General features: G+C 38.8%; 13 protein-coding genes. 7 read left to right on the top strand and 6 right to left on the bottom strand.

Annotated features, from left to right (window positions below; genetic code table 11):
- Positions 1 to 190 precede the first annotated feature (190 nt).
- Positions 191 to 1,009, top strand: coding sequence for a bifunctional DNA-formamidopyrimidine glycosylase/DNA-(apurinic or apyrimidinic site) lyase (gene mutM / locus MXE38_RS00155; RefSeq protein ID WP_246909756.1), 819 nt, complete (start codon positions 191 to 193; stop codon positions 1,007 to 1,009).
- A gap of 111 nt (positions 1,010 to 1,120) precedes the next feature.
- Here mutM and coaD read toward each other — a convergent pair whose 3' ends face one another.
- Together coaD and MXE38_RS00145 are read right to left on the bottom strand one after the other, a co-directional pair.
- Positions 1,121 to 1,606: a pantetheine-phosphate adenylyltransferase gene (gene coaD / locus MXE38_RS00150; RefSeq protein ID WP_246909969.1), complete on the bottom strand. Its 486-nt coding sequence runs from the start codon at positions 1,604 to 1,606 to the stop codon at positions 1,121 to 1,123.
- A 192-nt stretch (positions 1,607 to 1,798) separates the two neighbouring features.
- Complete coding sequence (locus MXE38_RS00145; RefSeq protein ID WP_246909754.1) at positions 1,799 to 2,839, bottom strand: glycosyltransferase family 9 protein; 1,041 nt, start codon at positions 2,837 to 2,839, stop codon at positions 1,799 to 1,801.
- A gap of 293 nt (positions 2,840 to 3,132) precedes the next feature.
- On the opposite strand from MXE38_RS00145, the gene MXE38_RS00140 reads away from it, so the two are divergent.
- The 4 genes from MXE38_RS00140 to MXE38_RS00125 all read left to right on the top strand — a co-directional run bounded on the left by MXE38_RS00140 (position 3,133) and on the right by MXE38_RS00125 (position 8,873).
- The gene (locus MXE38_RS00140) at positions 3,133 to 4,962 is read left to right on the top strand and encodes a sulfatase-like hydrolase/transferase (protein WP_246909752.1); all 1,830 of its coding nucleotides are present in this window, start codon (positions 3,133 to 3,135) and stop codon (positions 4,960 to 4,962) included.
- Between the two features lie 351 nt (positions 4,963 to 5,313).
- Positions 5,314 to 7,092 (top strand): hypothetical protein, encoded by a 1,779-nt coding sequence (locus tag MXE38_RS00135; RefSeq protein WP_246909750.1) that lies wholly within the window; start codon positions 5,314 to 5,316, stop codon positions 7,090 to 7,092.
- A 10-nt stretch (positions 7,093 to 7,102) separates the two neighbouring features.
- Positions 7,103 to 7,993: a 3-deoxy-D-manno-octulosonic acid kinase gene (locus MXE38_RS00130; RefSeq protein ID WP_246909748.1), complete on the top strand. Its 891-nt coding sequence runs from the start codon at positions 7,103 to 7,105 to the stop codon at positions 7,991 to 7,993.
- Positions 7,994 to 8,321: 328 nt separating this feature from the next.
- Positions 8,322 to 8,873, top strand: coding sequence for an NAD(P)H-dependent oxidoreductase (locus MXE38_RS00125; protein ID WP_246909746.1), 552 nt, complete (start codon positions 8,322 to 8,324; stop codon positions 8,871 to 8,873).
- 79 nt (positions 8,874 to 8,952) lie between these two features.
- Here MXE38_RS00125 and MXE38_RS00120 read toward each other — a convergent pair whose 3' ends face one another.
- Both MXE38_RS00120 and waaF read right to left on the bottom strand, forming a co-directional pair.
- The gene (locus tag MXE38_RS00120) at positions 8,953 to 10,242 is read right to left on the bottom strand and encodes a 3-deoxy-D-manno-octulosonic acid transferase (protein ID WP_246909744.1); all 1,290 of its coding nucleotides are present in this window, start codon (positions 10,240 to 10,242) and stop codon (positions 8,953 to 8,955) included.
- 16 nt (positions 10,243 to 10,258) lie between these two features.
- On the bottom strand, positions 10,259 to 11,299 hold the full coding sequence (gene waaF / locus MXE38_RS00115) for a lipopolysaccharide heptosyltransferase II (protein WP_246909741.1): 1,041 nt from the start codon (positions 11,297 to 11,299) through the stop codon (positions 10,259 to 10,261).
- 281 nt (positions 11,300 to 11,580) lie between these two features.
- Here waaF and rfaD point away from each other — a divergent pair, with 281 nt between their 5' ends.
- Together rfaD and MXE38_RS00105 are read left to right on the top strand one after the other, a co-directional pair.
- The gene (gene rfaD, locus MXE38_RS00110; protein WP_246909738.1) at positions 11,581 to 12,546 is read left to right on the top strand and encodes an ADP-glyceromanno-heptose 6-epimerase; all 966 of its coding nucleotides are present in this window, start codon (positions 11,581 to 11,583) and stop codon (positions 12,544 to 12,546) included.
- On the top strand, positions 12,525 to 13,412 hold the full coding sequence (locus MXE38_RS00105) for a rhomboid family intramembrane serine protease (RefSeq protein ID WP_246909736.1): 888 nt from the start codon (positions 12,525 to 12,527) through the stop codon (positions 13,410 to 13,412). The genes rfaD and MXE38_RS00105 overlap by 22 nt, the downstream gene beginning before the upstream one ends.
- Positions 13,413 to 13,471: 59 nt before the next feature.
- On the opposite strand, the gene MXE38_RS00100 is transcribed toward MXE38_RS00105, so the two are convergent.
- Entirely contained in the window at positions 13,472 to 13,942 is a 471-nt protein-coding gene (locus MXE38_RS00100) for a flagellar basal body-associated FliL family protein (RefSeq protein ID WP_246909734.1), read from the bottom strand.
- A 349-nt stretch (positions 13,943 to 14,291) separates the two neighbouring features.
- The gene (gene plsB, locus MXE38_RS00095; RefSeq protein WP_246909732.1) at positions 14,292 to 17,006 is read right to left on the bottom strand and encodes a glycerol-3-phosphate 1-O-acyltransferase PlsB; all 2,715 of its coding nucleotides are present in this window, start codon (positions 17,004 to 17,006) and stop codon (positions 14,292 to 14,294) included.
- Positions 17,007 to 17,322 lie beyond the last annotated feature (316 nt).

Genomic DNA, 17,322 nt, shown 5'->3' with positions numbered 1-17,322 from the left:
AAGAGGGGCAATCCTTTAGGATTGTCCCTTTTTTTATGCTCAGCATGGCAATTTTTCTTAAGTTTTAGAGATTGGGCAAGTAATTTGCGTATCATGTATGAGCTTTGTACTTATTACTAAAAATAGCGTAACTTGCTAAATCTTATATCAGAAATCGTGTGATCCAATTATTAGTAAAGGAGAAGGAACTATGCCTGAATTGCCAGAGGTTGAGGTTACCAAGAGAGGCGTTGAAAAGGTCTTGGTTAACCATAAGATTGAAGATGTCTTTATTGGCAAGTTAAGTTTGCGTGTTCCTATGAGTGATGATTTAAAAAAGTTAATAGGAGCAACAGTAATCAAGTTAGAGCGCCGTAGTAAGTATATTATCGTCTTTACCACTCAAGGATCGATTATTATTCATTTGGGTATGACAGGTCATTTGAGTATTGTCGATAGCGACAGTGAGCGCATTTTACATGATCACTTTGAACTCAAATTAGACTCTCATACTTCTGTTCGTTATAACGATGCCCGCCGCTTTGGATTAGTAGCTTATGTGGCTCCTAATGAAGATCCTTATGAGTACAAACCGCTCAAAGAGTTAGGCCCTGAGCCGTTATTAGATAGTTTTACTGCTGAGGTTTTGCTCAATAATTTAAAACGCCGTAAGCTTTCTATTAAGCAAGCCTTATTAAACTCAGCTGTAGTAGTAGGCGTAGGTAATATTTACGCTAGTGAAGTCTTATTTGCCTGCAAGATTAATCCATGTCGTTTGGCCAATACTATTAGCAAAGAGGAAGCTGAACTCTTAGTCACAGAGATTAAGCGCATTTTAACTGAGTCTATTGCTCAAGGTGGTACTACTATTAGAGACTTTGAGGGAGCTGATGGTAAGCTTGGTTACTTTGTGCAGAACTTACAGGTTTATGGCCACTGTGATGAGCCTTGTAAAGTTTGTGGTACTAAGATCAAGCGTATTGTGCAGGGCAATCGCTCTACTTTCTTCTGCCCAAATTGCCAGAAATAGGAAATTATCCACCTCAAGCTCTCAAGTTAAAGGCGGATTTTTTGTGTGGGGGCTGATTATTGCCCAAGATCAAGGCTTTATCCTCAGATGCAAAGCCTTGATCGAGTAGGATTATTGGTTGTAGATTTTCTCACGAATAGCATTGTTAACATTATGTGGCACAAAGTGAGAAATATCGCCACGATGAACAATGATGTCACGTACTAAAGATGAGCTAATAAAAGCTAAATTGCCATTAGTTGGTAACATAACAATCTCTAGACGTGGTAGAGCAATACGATACATGCCAGTAAGCTGCATTTCGTAGTCGTAATCAGCAACAGTACGAATACCACGAATTAAGACATTGGCTTTATTCGCAGTAATAAAGTCAGTAAGCATGCCCTCAAAACCCATTACCTCAACATTAGATAATTGCTTGGTGCAGCCTTTCATTAATTCCACACGCTCTTGGAGGGTAAATAAAGGCTTTTTAATTGGGCTTTCGGCTACTGCTACAATTAAACGATCAAACAACTTGCTAGAGCGTTGAATAATATCAAAGTGGCCTAAGGTAGCAGGATCAAAGGTTCCTGGAAAAACAGCAATATTCATGATTAATATCAGCTTTAAATGCTTGGTAGTGCCAGCATTAAATGCTGCCTCTTTTAGTTCTTAATTAAAACAAAATACAGTCTAATTGGAACCATTAATGCCTACGAGAAGATAAGTCAGGCACATTTAATTGCACCAAAAGGAGCCATTAAAATGATCAGGTCCACTCTATATCATAGCAATATTTTCATCAATTTAGACTACTTTTGTAGCTAAGGCATGGTTAAACATTTCTTTGACCATGTTAATAGAAATATTATCCATAGCCTGATCTTGTTTAACTCGATAGCGCCATGGAATAGTTTGACCATTAAGCTCCTGTTTGGCCAACTGTTCATATACTGAAACATTGAGATCCATAAAGTTCCAAGGGCCTACTCTTTTATCATCATGACGAGCAAATAAACCAATGACAGGAGTATTAAGGGCTGAGGCTAAATGCATGCTGCCAGAGTCAGGGGATAACACTAAGCTGCTAAGTGATAAGAGGGCAGCAAGCTCTCGTAAATTAGTTTTGCCACAAAGATTAAGGCAATGAGGGCATTGCTCAGCAATAATATTACAAGTTTGCATTTCTATCTGACTTGGGCCACCTATGAGTACTACTTTAAAACCTTGCTCGTAGGCATAATTGGCCATAGCTATATTGCCTTGTATATTCCAGTTTTTGCTCTGTACCGCAGAGCAAGGGCTTAGGGCCATAAATTTGTCTGAGCCAATAATAGTTTGCATTTTCTCAATGAGCTCAGGGGCTAGTTTAAAGTCCCAATAAGGCTTATCTACTGGCAAATTACAGCTTTGAGCAAAGGCCAAAAAGCCGCTTAGCACATGTTTGTTTTCAGGAGATGGTACTTGATGATTAATAAAGAAGCGTTGTCCTTCACGGGAGCGTTCACTATCGTAGCCATATTTATCTTGAGCCTTAATAGCTAAAGAGCATAAAGAGGCCTTAATTGAGGTCTGCATATTAAGCAAAATATCAAAGCGCTCAGAGGATAATTCTTTTTTAAGAGCTAAAACAGTTTTTAAGCCCTGGTTCTTAAAATCAACAGTATGCAAAGGTACGAGATCTTGACCTTGTTCATCCTTAAACAGAGGAGCAAAACGTTTATCAATTACCCAAGAAAGCTTGAGATCAGGATATTGCTTGTTTAAAGCACCAATCACACCAAAGGCATTGATACAATCACCTAAAGCAGAAAGTCGTAATACACATAAAGATTTAGGCTGTGACATTATTAAAATCTCCCTTAGGTTGGAATCTTAAGAACTATATTATGCACATAATAGTACTGCTGTTCATAATAATAGAAAGTACTTACTTAGCTTATGATAAGATTGAGCCCACAATTATATAAGGCTACCTTATTTTGCAACTAAAAGAATAATGTCTGGTCAAAGATAATAGGTGGCTTTAGCTCGTGCTAGGATTGGTGTTTTGTGGCATATGGGTCAAAACTGGTTCTGAGTTTATTGGTTTTTTCATTGATTAAAAGGGCAATAGCATCTTCATGCTTTGATTGTGGCTTATGTTTAAGAAAAATTTATGCATAGTATTATGGCTTGGTATTTTAAATCTTCCTTTAGCCTTATATTCTGCTAAGTCTTATGCTCCTAATATGGATACTAGCCCTTGGTTTGTTAGTGCTACCTATGGTGCAGCTTCATTTGGTCATTATTTTCTTTACTTTGCCCTAGTTTCTTTATTGTTAATTTTTCCTGTTTTTGCTTTTAAGCAACACATTGGAAAATGGCGCTTTATTTATGCCACAGTAATTATTACTTTATGCCACATAGTATTAGCTACTGATGCTAAAGTATTTGAGCTTTATAGATTCCATATCAGTTATGCCATGATTGATTTGTTTTTCAATGCTGGCGGTGAGGTGATAGAACTATCTACTGATACTTGGATTTCTATTGTTTTTCAAATAGCCTTTTGTGCTTTTTATAGCGCTATTATGCTTACTTTGGCTATGTTTTGCGCTTATCGTGGCATTAAGGCTCGTATCTTTGTTATTTTGGCACTCATCTGTTATCTCATTGCCAATTTAATTCATGCTTATTCCTCTGCCAAGCAAGTTTTTCCTATTGTCGAGCTCCAAAATCGCATTCCTGTTTATTATCCTTTAACCATGAACAGCAAATTGGTGCGTTGGGGTATAGTAGATCCAAGCAAAAACAAAGAAACAAGAATTGAAATTGCAGCTCAAGGAATTTTTGATTATCCCAAAGAGCCTTTGTATTACTTTGATAATGCTCGTGAGCCTTTTAACGTTCTGTTGTTAGTGGTAGACACCTTACGCTATGACATGATTACTGAGCAAATTATGCCTAATACCTGGGCTTTTGCTCAGGATGCATGGGTTTATAAGAATCACTACTCTGCATCTAACTCAACTAGAGGTGGCATTTTTGGCTTATTCTATGGTATTCCAGCTTCCTACTGGTCTTTAGCTTACTCAACTGGCACTCCAGCATCTATTAGCGCAGCAGTAAAAGATCGCTCTTATGCCTATGGTATTTTCTCCTCGGCTAATCTTTACATGCCTGAGTTTAATTCCACTGTTTTTTCTAATGTGCCTGATTTGCGTATTAACTCTAAAGGTAATGATGCTATTGAAAGAGATTTAGATGCTATTAAAGACTTTAAGAGCTTTATTAGTAATTTATCAGAAGATCAAAAGTTCTTTTCTTTTATCTTTTTAGATAATGTGCATAGTTATGCCTATCCAAATGATTTTAAGCTCCGCTTTGAGCCTAGCCGAGCCATTAATCATTTAGAGCTTAATAAAGACACTGATAGAACACCGTTGTTTAATCATTACAAGAACTCTGTAGCCTATGCCGATACTAACATTAAAAGTATCTTAGATATTTTGACCGAATATGGCTATGACCAAAATACTATCGTGATTATTACTGCTGATCACGGTGAGGAGTTCAATGATACTAAAGATAACTACTGGGGACACAATAGCAACTTTACTGATTATCAAGTAAAGATTCCATTTATTATGAAATGGCCTGGTAAGGGAGCTAATGTGGTTGAAACTCTCTCTTGTGCTTATGATGTTAGTGCCACTATTTTGCCTCGTGTGTTAGGCGTGCGTAATCCAACTAAGGACTTCTCTATAGGATCTGATCTTTTTGATCTGCCAGAGCGTAAATATGTGATTTCTGGCTCTTACCTTGATAATGCTGTGATTGAATCAGAGCGCATTGTGATTTTAAACCGCTTTGGTTTGTTAGAATTTAAAGATAAGAACTATAGAGATTCTCAAGATACCTCTCGTAATGGCAATATTTTTGATGCTATCAAGATTATGTCTTATTACTTACAAAAAGAGGATCAATAATAATTTTGCCTTTGCAACCTGCCCTCAAGGCAAGACCTCAGCTCACCTTTGAGCTCATCTTGGTTCTTGTTTTTAGCAAGCGCCCTAGAGGAACTGTGGTGCTTGCTTAACCTCAATGAGGACTAGTGAAAGCTTCGATAGTTCGTTTACTGTATACATCAACATCATTAAAGATAATGCCTGCTCCAAGGCAGGTATAGTTGTTAACGAGCTTTGGGAAACTTTCACTAGTGGTGGGGCAAAGGCGTTAGCAGTGGTGGTTAAGGAAAGTTATTTTCCTTTCAATAAACCAAGAGGCTCACCTCAGATTAATTTCCTGGTGTTTTAATACCAACAAGAAAAGTGCTTGCTATGAATAAAGAGTCATTAAACCTCAAAGACTATCTATTATTATTGATAATACTAATTATCTTCGTAGCTATGTCTTTGGTCTACGAGTTCAATCAGAACTTTAGCTATGATCAAATCCAAATGTTATTAAAGGGCTTCCATGCTTCCTTTAATAATGAGTACTTGCCTTTTGGTAATGAGGCAAGCTCTATGGGCAATGTCCCTGGCATGCTCTCTTCATGGTTGGTAGGCTTTCCTTTAGAGCTTTATATAGGATTAGAGTCCATTATTGCTTTCCAGCTATTCTTTAGAGTGTTGGCTATTTTGATTTTTGCTAACGCTTTAAGCTTACTTTTCTCTCGCTCGGTAGTGATGTTAGGAACCTTCTTATTTGCCTTAGGCCCTTGGTATTTATATCACACCATGATCTATAACCCTGCCTTTATTCATTTTGGCTCGGCTATTACGCTTAACTGCTTAATTCGTTTGCGTTATGACAAAAACCATAAGGGCTTTTCTTTAGGAAGGGTATTTTCATCTATTTTCTTAGTGTTATCTGTAGGTTTTATTTTACAGCTACACTACTCTTGGACAGTGATGGCAGCAGTGTGCGGCATTATGTGGCTGCGTCGTGATATTAAGATTAGCTATTTAGGAGTCCTTATTGGCCTTGCTATCTTTGCCTTGTCTATGGTGCCTTATGTCCAAGAGGTAATGGTTAACAAGAGCTTGTTGACCAATCCTGAGGCTTACGCTCAAGATCGCTATATTGGTTATGGTCTGACTCATGTTTACCCTATTTTTAAAGGTATTTTATACTGGTTACGCTTTGGATCTTTATTAATTACTAATAAGGCTATTTTCCCAAGCCCTTATGGTGAAGAGTTAAGCACCATGTGGACTGCTCTATCTTATCTTTGGGTAGGTGTAGCTTATCTTATTGGTATTGCTACTGTACTCTTCTCTGCCTATAGTAATTATTTTGCTATTTATAGGTTTAGATTGGGTAATAGCTCTGAGAAGTTCCAATTTATTAGAGGTCTTACTATAAGCTCTATTTTAGCTGTGGTGTTAGCCTCTGCTGCCAGCCCAGTTACCTTAAACTTCTGGCAAATCTCAGTAGTACTGCCGCTAGCTTTGATGCCTGTATTGGCTTTAATTTCAGTGCGCCAGCAGTTTAGTAAGCTTTACTTTGTAGTGGCTTTATTCTTCTTTGTGGTAGCCAATCCTATTGCGGCCATGAGTTCAGATAAGTTCTATTACAAAAATGACTTACATGCAGGCCTTTATCAAACATGCTTAATGGGCTTTAATAAAGATCAATGTACTCCTTATGCTAAGTCTTTGACCGAAGAAAAAAGACAGGCCATTGAAAGCCAATATCCACAACCAGTACAAAGTATGATTGATCGTGTGATTAAGGGCTTGATTCCAACTTATGAGGAAAATGCCAAGCAACAATCAGTAATTAATACTCAAATCAATTCCATTAGTGCTGATCCTAATGCTAAAAGCACTAAAGCCCAAGCTCAGGACGGGGCCGCTTCGGCAGGAGCCGCTCAGGCTGCCCCAGAGCTTGCTGTGCCAGAGCGGGCGCAGCCTGCTATGGCGGCACCTGCCATAGCTGCTCCAGCGCCTGCACCTACAGTAGATGTGCCTAAGGCCAATGCTCCTATTAGTGGAGCTATTGGGGGTAGTGGCAATGAAGGGGGCGCACCTGTAAATGCAATACAAGGAGAAATTATTATTGATAATAAGGGTGGCGGTAATGGCAGCAGCGGTGAGCTGATTATCCAATAAGGAGTGCTCTATGAGTAATTATGGTGTGGATAGTGAAAACTCCAAGATCAAACAATTAAGCTTTGAGCGTCCTAATGAGGGCGAGATTAACTTTATCGTTAGTGCTCATAGTGGTTTTAACCATAGCACTGGTTTTGAGACCTTAAATCGATATTTTAATCATGAGTTTTTAAATAATAATGCGCTAGATCTTAAAAGTAAGGGCGGGCGAGGTGAGGCTTTGCTAGGCTCTTTGCCTTATAAGACTATGGCTTTATTGTATGGCCCTATTAAAGATCTTGAGCTTAATGAGGATGACAGGGGCGGTGGTGGTGGCTCCTACGGCTGGTGTTTGCGTCATTATTTTAGAGGCGGTTTGATTAGTAAATTTATCAAGGATGGCTTTTGGCGCTTTGATAAATGGGCTTGTCGTGCTCGTTTAGAATTTGAGTTATTGACTGAGCTTTACTCTTTAGGACTACCTGTACCAAGACCTTTGATTGCTCGTGAACAAGTAGGCACTTTTTTAGTTACTAATGATATCTTGGTTGAGCGTATTGATAACACTAATAATCTTGCTGAGCTCTTAGAGCAAAAGGCAAGTATGGACGACGCTTTAATCGATGAAATAGCCAATACTATAGCTAAGTTTGCCTTTCATAAGGTAGTTCATACTGACTTAAACATTCGTAATCTCTTAATTAATGATAAGGGACAATGTTTTGTTATCGATTTTGATAAGTGTTTTATTAAAGATAGTTTTACTAAAGATGATCTGATTACAATGCTCAATCGTCTTGAGCGCTCTTTTAATAAAGAAAAAGAGCTTTGTCATTATGATGATCTTGACACGCAAGTTTTGTGTGAACGCCTTAAAAATCAAGCTCTCTTATCATTTGAACGTTTGGGTTCGGCTAAATAAAAGCGCACTAGTTAGGGGCATAATAGTTATTATTTGCAAGAAATAGTTAGATACTATCTTCGTTTTCTTTGCGGGAGTCGTAAAAAAACGATAAAATCACATTAATATTAATAATAGCAAGTTAAGCTCCTTAGACGGGAGGAGTTTTCGGTTTAAGTATTGCTCTTATTTATTATGATGTTAAAGCATCAGATGGCATCTAAGTGACATCTATCTCTCCTGTCAGACAACTTACGCTTCTTGAAAAAGAAGAACTTTTTTAACAGAATTCAGCAAGGAGGGCGTTTCCTCCCCTGTTTCAAGACAGAGGTTTGTGCGCCGAATCTTTATGAAAACATTAGTTATTGTGGATCACCCATTTTATGATCAATCAGTGGCCAATCGTCGCTGGCTTGATGAAGTGCGTAAGTATCCTGAAGAGTTCGTGGTACATAATCTACAAAGCTCTTATCCAAGAAGTTCCATTGATCCTGCATTAGAGCATTCTCTAATTGACAATAATGGCTCGATTGTATTGCAATTCCCAATGTTCTGGATGAATACTCCTCCAATGTTAAAGTCTTGGGTTGATTGCGTATTAACCGCTGGTTGGGCTTTTGCAGGTGGCAAACATCTTGAGGGCCGCAAAGTTGCTTTTGCTGTAACTTGTGGTAGCCCTGAGGAAACCTATGGCAAGGATGGCGAGCTAGGTTTTTCTGTAGAGGACTTCTTAAACTCTTATATTGCTGCTTTTAAGCGTTGCAATGCTGAATATGCAGGTCTTTACACTTTCTATAATGCTAAACCAGTTAAAGGTGATGTTGATACCGTAGCTTTATCTGAAAGTGCTCGTGGCTATGTTGAGTTCTTACGCTCTGTAAGTGTGAGCAAGAATTCATAATTAGTCTTGATTTTAGCCCGTCATTAATTAAAGATGCCATCAAAAAGGCCAAACCTTAAATTAGGTTTGGCCTTTTTGTTTAGCTGTTAACTCTAAGACATGACTCCATAATATTGAGTGTTTTTTTAGTAGCGCCACGTCCACTTTGCTGAATATCAAAAGCTCGCATGCCTGTGGCTATCATAAGCTCCCTATCATCTAAAAACATCTTTATTACGCTAAATAATCTTCTATGATCATTGGCAACAAAGGCAGCTCCATTTTCAATGAGAGTATCAAATTGCTCTTCAAAATTATAATAATATGGACCTGTAATGATAGGAATGGAGAAATAAGCAGGCTCTAAAGGATTGTGGCCGCCAATATCAATAAAGCTACCACCCATAATGACAATGTCACTAAGGCCTAAATAGAGTTCAATTTCGCCCATAGTATTGCCAAGCATTACATCTTGGGTAAAGTCATGTAAATCAGGAGATAAATTGGTTTTAAGGGCGTAAGAGCCTTGAATATCTTGCAGAAAGATCTCAGCTTTGGCAACGCCTGTTTGATGACGTGGGACGAGGACGAGGCGTAAATTAGGGAAGCTTTCTTTTAAAGAGAAGAAAGTTTCAATAATTAAAGTTTCCTCGCCATCATGAGTTGAAATAGCGCCAATGACAAAAGCTTCTTGATGAGGCATACGTAAAGCACGAGCTTGACGGTATAAAGGCTCATTAGGGGATAGATCGTATTTTAGTGAGCCGCTAACAAAGAGCTTTTCTTTAGCTACGCCAATACGGGCAAAACGATCTGCATCATGCTGAGTCTGACAAATAACACAGTCAAGATTATTAGCAATTAAATCTCTAGTTAAGGTGCCTTTAGCTTCATACTTGTGACAAGTCTTTTCTGGCATACGGGCATTAATTACACAAATTTTGGTGCCATGAGCGTGAGTAACATTTAACAATGAGGGCCACAACTCAGTTTCCATAATAAACAGCGCACTAGGGTTAAAGTTCTTTAAAAAAGACTTTACCGCCAAAGGAGAATCTAGAGGCGCAAAGATATGGGTAATGCCTTCAATTTTTAAGATTTCACGAGCTCCTGTAGTGGTAGTAGTGGTTACTACTACAGATAATTTAGGATGTCGTCTGACAAAGGCATTAATGAGGGGACGAGCAGCTACAGCCTCACCTACAGAAACAGTATGAAACCAAATACAATTTCTAAAGCCAATATGGTAATGGCCTAATAATTCACAAGCTCTTTTGCCATAAGGAGGATCACGTCGTTTTTTATACATTAAAAACAACATGCCTAAAGGGGCAATAATGGTGGTGATAATTCCATAAAGCCACCAAAATAAACGTGATTTTAAAGACATAATGAAATTTAAAACCTTAAAGTACGCTATTTAAAGCGTTAATCACTTTTTCTACTGTCAGTTCTTTTAAACAAGCATAAGTGTTGTATTGACAGGTACGCTTAAAACAAGGGTGGCAAGGTTGAGTAGACTCAACGCACACGGCCTTGTCAGAAAGCGGAGGGGTATATTTAGTTGAGGTGGAGCCGAAAATACAGGCTTGAGGCACATTAGCCGCAGCTAAGGTATGCATGAGACCTGAATCATTGCACACACCAGCAGAGCATGCTCCTACTAAATCTAGAGCCTCGGTTAAAGAGGTTTGACCTGCAATATCGTAAAAGTACTCTAAAGCATCAGCAGACTGAGCTTTAATGTGCTCTTTAATGGCATTTACTGTTTCTTTATCTTTAGCCGAACCTAAAGCTAAGATAGACCAGTTTTGATTAATAAAATGTAAGGATAATTGAGCAAAGTACTCTGGTGGCCATAATTTAGCAGGGCCATAGTTAGCGCCACAACCTAAGACTAATAAAGGTCTATCAAGAGAAATCTTAAGCCTTGCTAAAAGTTCATCGCTAGGCTTATGAGTAATCAGACTAGGATAGTCAAAACTAGGTAAAGTGCTGTCATCTTTAACGCAAGGATCATCGACATAAGCTAAGGCTACATAGCGATTGACCATACGAGCAAAAGAGTTCTTATCTTTACGCATTTTATTAAGCAAAAGATAGCGGGACTCACCTTTAAGACCAATGCGCTCTTTAATATTAGCAAACCAAGGAATTAAAGCTGATTTAAAGGAATTAGGCAGCACATAAGCTTTATCAAAGTTTAGTGCTTTAAGTTTCTTGCCCTCTTGAATGCGTCCTGATAGATCAAATTGCCCATGAGCAAAAGGATTTTCTAAAATCTCATCTACCTCACTCATGCGATCGATAATACAGTGGGCATAGCTTGGAGCATACATAGTGATCACGCAAGAGGGATCTTGGTGTTTTAAGGTTTTAAGTAAGCTTTGGCACATAATAATATCGCCAAGCCAAGCAGGAGAGACAACTAAGATGCGGGAAGCCATGGGTAAATTGGTCACTATATAGATAAGAAAAACAACACTGATAGTGTTGGCCACAATAGCTAGTTTAACAGGAAACTAGACTATCATCTTAATTAAATGAATTGCTTTTTCAAGGCCAAAAATTACTGTCAATTAAAACAACTTGCATCAATAGGTGTTAATAGCGAAAATGAAAGTTAAGAATAATCTGTAAGATGCTTGCCTTGGCCCATCTTGTGTGATTTTTACTAATAGCTATAAGCTTGGCCTTTATTGGGATAAGCTTGTAAGGAGCTTAATTTATGATTATTGTAACTGGTGGTGCAGGATTTATTGGTAGCAACATTGTTAAGCTATTAAATGATCGTGGTCAGCGTGATATTTTAGTGGTTGATAATCTCAAGGATGGCCATAAATTTGTCAATCTTGTTGATTTAGATATTGCTGATTATATGGATAAAGAGGATTTTCTTGCTTTAATCCATGATGAGGTAGCCTTTAATAACAAGTATGGCTGTGCCAATATTGAAGCTATTTTCCATGAAGGTGCTTGCTCTGCTACTACTGAGTGGGATGGTAAGTATGTAATGAAGAATAATTACCAGTACACAGTAGATCTCTTTGAGTTTGCTACCAGCCATCGTATTCCTTTCTTGTATGCTTCCTCTGCTGCCACTTATGGTGGTAATACTGTCTTTGTTGAGGATCGTGTCAACGAGGGCCCACTTAACGTTTATGGCTATTCTAAGTTCCTTTTTGATGAGTATGTTCGTGCTCGATTACCTAAATTACAATCTCAAGTAGTAGGTTTTAGATATTTCAATGTTTATGGTCCTCGTGAGGGTCATAAGGGCTCCATGGCCTCTGTAGCTTTCCACCTTAATAATCAAATGTTACGTGGTGAAAATCCTAAGCTCTTTAAGGGCATTGATGGCTATGCAGATGGCGGTCAAACTCGTGACTTTGTCTATGTTCAGGACGTTGCTAAGGTAAATCTATGGTTCTTAGATCATAATGGACCATCAGGTATTTATAACTGTGGTACTGGTCGTGCTGAGCCTTTCTTAAATATTGCTCTGGCTGTAATTAAGCATCATGGCCACGGTGAAGTAGAATTTATTCCATTCCCAGAACATCTCAAGGGTCACTATCAAAGCTTTACACAGGCTGATTTAACTAAATTACGTAATGCTGGCTGTGATGTAGAGTTTAAGACTGTGGCTCAAGGCGTAGCTGAGTATATGCAATGGCTCAATTCAAAGAAATAGACGATATTAATTTCCCTTATGAAATAGGCGCTCTTAAGGAGCGCTCTTTGGCTTTAACCTTTGCCGACTACTTAAACTCAATAGGTATTAAGGCTACAGCTAAACCTGGCTTTGGTGCTAGTTACTCTATTTATGTAGCTAACGAGGCTGATATTTCTAAAGCTAAGTTAGAGTTATTAAGATATGGCAATAATCCTTTTGCTAAAGCTTATAACCAAGCTGCATGGAGTAGAGGACGTTCTGTTAAGAAAGAAAAGACCATGGGTGGCGGCTTTTTAAGCTTCTCTATGGGCACCTACCAATGGACATTATTTAGTCTCACCTCTGTAATTGAAGTGATTTGTTTGGCACTTTATCTAGTGATGCTAGTGCCAGATTTTAATGATCTGATGATTAGAGCGTTAGGGTGGCTAGGTATGGGCCAGGTAACCGAGGGCTTTGAGCTTTATCGTGTTATCACTCCTATCTTTTTGCACTTTGGAATTTTCCATATTGCCTTTAACTTAGTAATGTTTGAGGCCTTTGGTAGGCCTATTGAGCGTCACTTTGGTGCTTTTAAATTAGGCTATATTGTCATTAGTATTGCTATTGTTTCTAATATCTTACAAATGATCTTTACCCCACATGGTGCCGTTTTTGGTGGTATGTCGGGTGTGGTTTATGGCTTAATTGGCTATATGGGCATATTATCATTCCGTCAGGATTTACCTGAGGATTTAAGATTACCTCAAGGTTTACTCTTAGTGAGCATTATCTTTATTGGTATTGGCTTCTTCTTTAGTGGTATTGCCAACTTATGCCATGTAGGTGGTATGGTCTTAGGTATAGCTTTAGGATTTCTTGACTATAAGCGTAAGCTTAGATAATACAAAAAAAGCGTAACTTTTTAGTTACGCTTTTTTTTGCTTTGACCAAAATCTAAGATTTATTGGTAAATATAGTTAGTAAAGAGCAAATCTTGGATTACAGGGCCATTTTTCTTTTGAGTTAATAACTCTGCTACACGAGCACGGCACTCTGCACGTAAGGCCTCACGACCAGCAGCTGTGGCAATAGCGTTATATTCTTTGGAACCAATAATAGTCACAATTGCATCACGGATTAATGCATCGTGAGTGGTTAATAAAGGTAAATCACGGCTGTCTTTAACCATGATATTTACGTGAACACGTAAATAATGTAAACGACCTGTGCCAGAGCTGGCTAAGTTGGTAGTAAAGTCAGGGGTCATATCATAATAACCAATCTCTGGAGTCATAGCATCAGCTAAGGCCTGAGCAGGATCTTGGGAATCTTGAGAAATATCAATTGGCTCGTGAGGAGCTGCTGCATAGACAGGGCTCATAGAACCTAAGAGCAACGCAGTGGCGGCTGTTAATAAAATCTTCTGGTACATGATGGATATTACTTCCTGAATTACAACAAAGCTTGTTAAACATCAAAGCTAAGCTAAGCTCAGATGTTTCTTGTCTACTATGAGCTTTAGATTTAGCTATTAGGACTATTTAGCGTACAAGGAAGTTGTCAAAAAACATTCCTCAAGCTTACTCTTGCAAAAATCATTCTAATTTTAGCATTTTGTGCCACATTTTAGCTGTTCTTATGATCTTTGCACTATAGGCTCAAGCTTTAAGCGCTTAAAACCTAATAGCTCACCTCAATTTTGGCCTCATATAATCTTGATAATAGGCTCCCTGCCATCAAATGCACTACTAAGCAAACTTGGTGAGCTTAAAGGCCAACTCTTAGCTCTTGCTCTCCTTGGCCTCAGCATCAGCATCAGCCCCAGCGCCCGCACTATCACCATTGGCTGCGCCTGCGCTTACACTGGCGCTATTGCTTGCTGCGCTAGCAGTAGCACCAGCATCAGCACCTGCGCTAGTGCTAGTGCCAGCATCAGGGCTTGCACTGGTGCTGGTGGCTGTAGCTGCGGCAGCAGCTGCTTGGGCAGCTGCCGCAGCGGCGGCTAGAGCCTTGTTATGGGCCTTATCAAGTAGGGCTTCTTTTAAGCTGGCAATCTTAATTTGGGCAATTTCTCGTTTGAGATGCTTAACTAATTTGGCAGCTAATAAAGGCTGAGCGGCACGTGATAGTTTATTGACCTTGGTGCGATGAGGTTTAATGGTGTCATCATCAAGATAGATAAAGTAATTATGGCGGACAAAAGTATCACACATGATGTCAAACATAATAGGGTCAGCAAACTCTGGAGAGTTGTTGGTAACGTCTGATGGCACTTGCTTACATAAATCAACGCAATATTGAATAAATTCCTTTTTGTTAATGGCACCATCATTCATTTGCTTAAGAATCGTTACCGCAATGAGATAACGCACTAGGTTAAGTCGAATAGAGCTAGAAAGAATTAATAACTCTTCAAAGCCATCACCAGATAAGGTAAGCATCTTATTATCAAGCTCAACTATGTAGCCGCCCTGAACAAAGACATCAATGTACTTGATAATAAGGGCATCAAGCTCGTCCTCCTCAACAGGGACAAAAAGCTCATGCTTTAAGAAATAGAATAAAGACCTAGTATTCGCAATAACATCTTCTCTAAAAATATGGCCATTGCGAATTAAGATATTGGCAATTAATGCAGGCAGAGCAATCAGGTGCAGAATATTATTTTGGAAGTAAGTAAGCTGTAAGGTCTGGCCACGGCTTGGGCGTACGAACTTCATATCATCGCCCACATCATAGACCTTGAACTTATTAAGCTCTAAAGCCTGATTGATTAAAGTATCAACCCCAGAGCTTGGCAGAAGATTTTTGCGCTTCTCATCGCAGCTTAAGACCAGTAAGTACAATTTCAAGCAGCGCTTTAACATATTGATGCTAAGAGTATGGTCAGCATCACCAATAATGGCCAAAGCACATAAATTAATACCATTTACCGAGGCTGAATCATTAAGCTTGATAATAATTTCGTGGCTTAGTTGATTTACCGTGTCGTAAAGCCATTCTGGGCGGGCGTTACCAGAGGGATCAATGTCCTTATGCCAATCAGGCACATGTTCATTTAAAAAGCGTGGCACACTAATAGGCTCACCAAAAGTAACGTAGCCACGGCCATAGTAGCGCATACGTTTAAAGATGCCGAGCAAGCCTTTGATGCTTTCCTTTTGCTTTTTAGCACCCTCAAGCTCATGCATATAAGAGCCAACTTCCATTACATGCTCATAGCCTAAGTAAGTAGGAATAAAAGCAATAGGACGCTCTATACCACGCAATTGAGCTTGAACAGTCATGGACACCATGCCTGTACGTGGCGGTAGAGTACGACCAGTGCGAGAGCGGCCACCTTCAATAAAGAACTCAGTAGCATAGCCACGTTCAAAGAGTACAGAAAGATACTCTCTAAACAAGGCGGTATAGAAAGTGTCACCCTTCATCTTGCGGCGGATAAAGTAAGAGCCACAACGACGAATAATTTGGCCTACAGGGAAGAAATTGAGATTATCACCTGAGGCTACTTGAGGAATAGGTAAGCCCTCATGGAAAATAGCAAAGAGTAATAAGATATAGTCCATATGAGAGCGATGGCATGGGATGTAAATAATCTCATAGCCATTTTGCACTAACTCGCGAACCTTATTAGCACCAACAATGCTTTGACCATGATAAATGCGCTTCCAAATTAAGGAAATAATAGTATTAAAGAAGCGTAAGAGCGGATAGCGAGTATCAGCAATCATGATGTCAAAGATTTCATGAGCCTTTTTCTCCAAGGCCTCCTTACTCTCTCCCGTGCGCTCCATAGCCTCCTTAATGGCTGTTTGGGTACCTGTACGCTCCACCAATTCACCTAAGAGTTTTTGGCGATTAGGGAATGGACGACCAACAATAGAGCGGGCCTTACGTAAGAAGTGCAAGGAAATAAGACGAGATAAAGTTTTTGCACGTAACTTACTGTCCTCAATTGCCATGAGGCGCTCTTTGAGCACTGAGGCTAAGCAAGGATCAGAAATTATGGTGCAATTATCACGACCTGCAAAGGTTAAAGTTAAGAACTTACGCCATCCTGGAGTTGATAAATCGATGCCTCTAATAGCGCTACCTTCAATACTTGGATCTCGTGACCATAAAACGCTAATAGGGATGATTTGTAAATCTTCATTAGTTTGCTCACAAGCATCAAACCAATCAAAGATAATCTCACTAATATCACGAATATGAGCATTAGAGCTAAAAAAGGAAGGGCTTCTTAAATAGGCAGTACGAGGCAAAGTCTTATTGCCTATAGTTATTTTTTCAAAAGGGCTAGGCCAATTTAATTGTTTAGTGAGGCGCTCTACGGTAAGCATATTACCAACAGAAGAAGAGACCATAATATAAACAATCTTTTTATTAGGGTCGATCTTAATATACTTAAGAGGCTCAAAAGGAATAGGTTCACAAGTAGCAGTAATTCGAATAGGCCAGTAGAATAACGCACGTAAAAAATGATTGACCATCATATAAAACCAGCTCCTTTTTGGTGAACTAGAGACCTTGCTAAAGCACTAACTTATTTAGCGATTGATACCTAAAGATTGAAATCAAAAGTCCTTAGATACAAATTTACACTTAATTAACGCAAAATCTACTTTATTAAATAATTAATAATAAGCTCTTTTTTTGCTTTTTGTTGTAACTCACAATTTTGGAATTTGGGCAATGTTGTTAGTAAAAGCCTCTGCCCTGATCTTGTGCCTGATTTTTTAATTATTTTTGCATGACTAACTTAGCTCTAACTTGGTAAAATTAGGCATAACTATTGAAACGAACCAAATT

The sequence above is a fragment of the Anaerobiospirillum sp. NML120448 genome (genome assembly GCF_023050945.1).
In the GTDB taxonomy this organism is placed as follows: Bacteria; Pseudomonadota; Gammaproteobacteria; order Enterobacterales; family Succinivibrionaceae; genus Anaerobiospirillum.
Note: the sequence above shows the minus strand (reverse complement) of the source record. Positions and strands in the feature narration are given on the sequence as shown.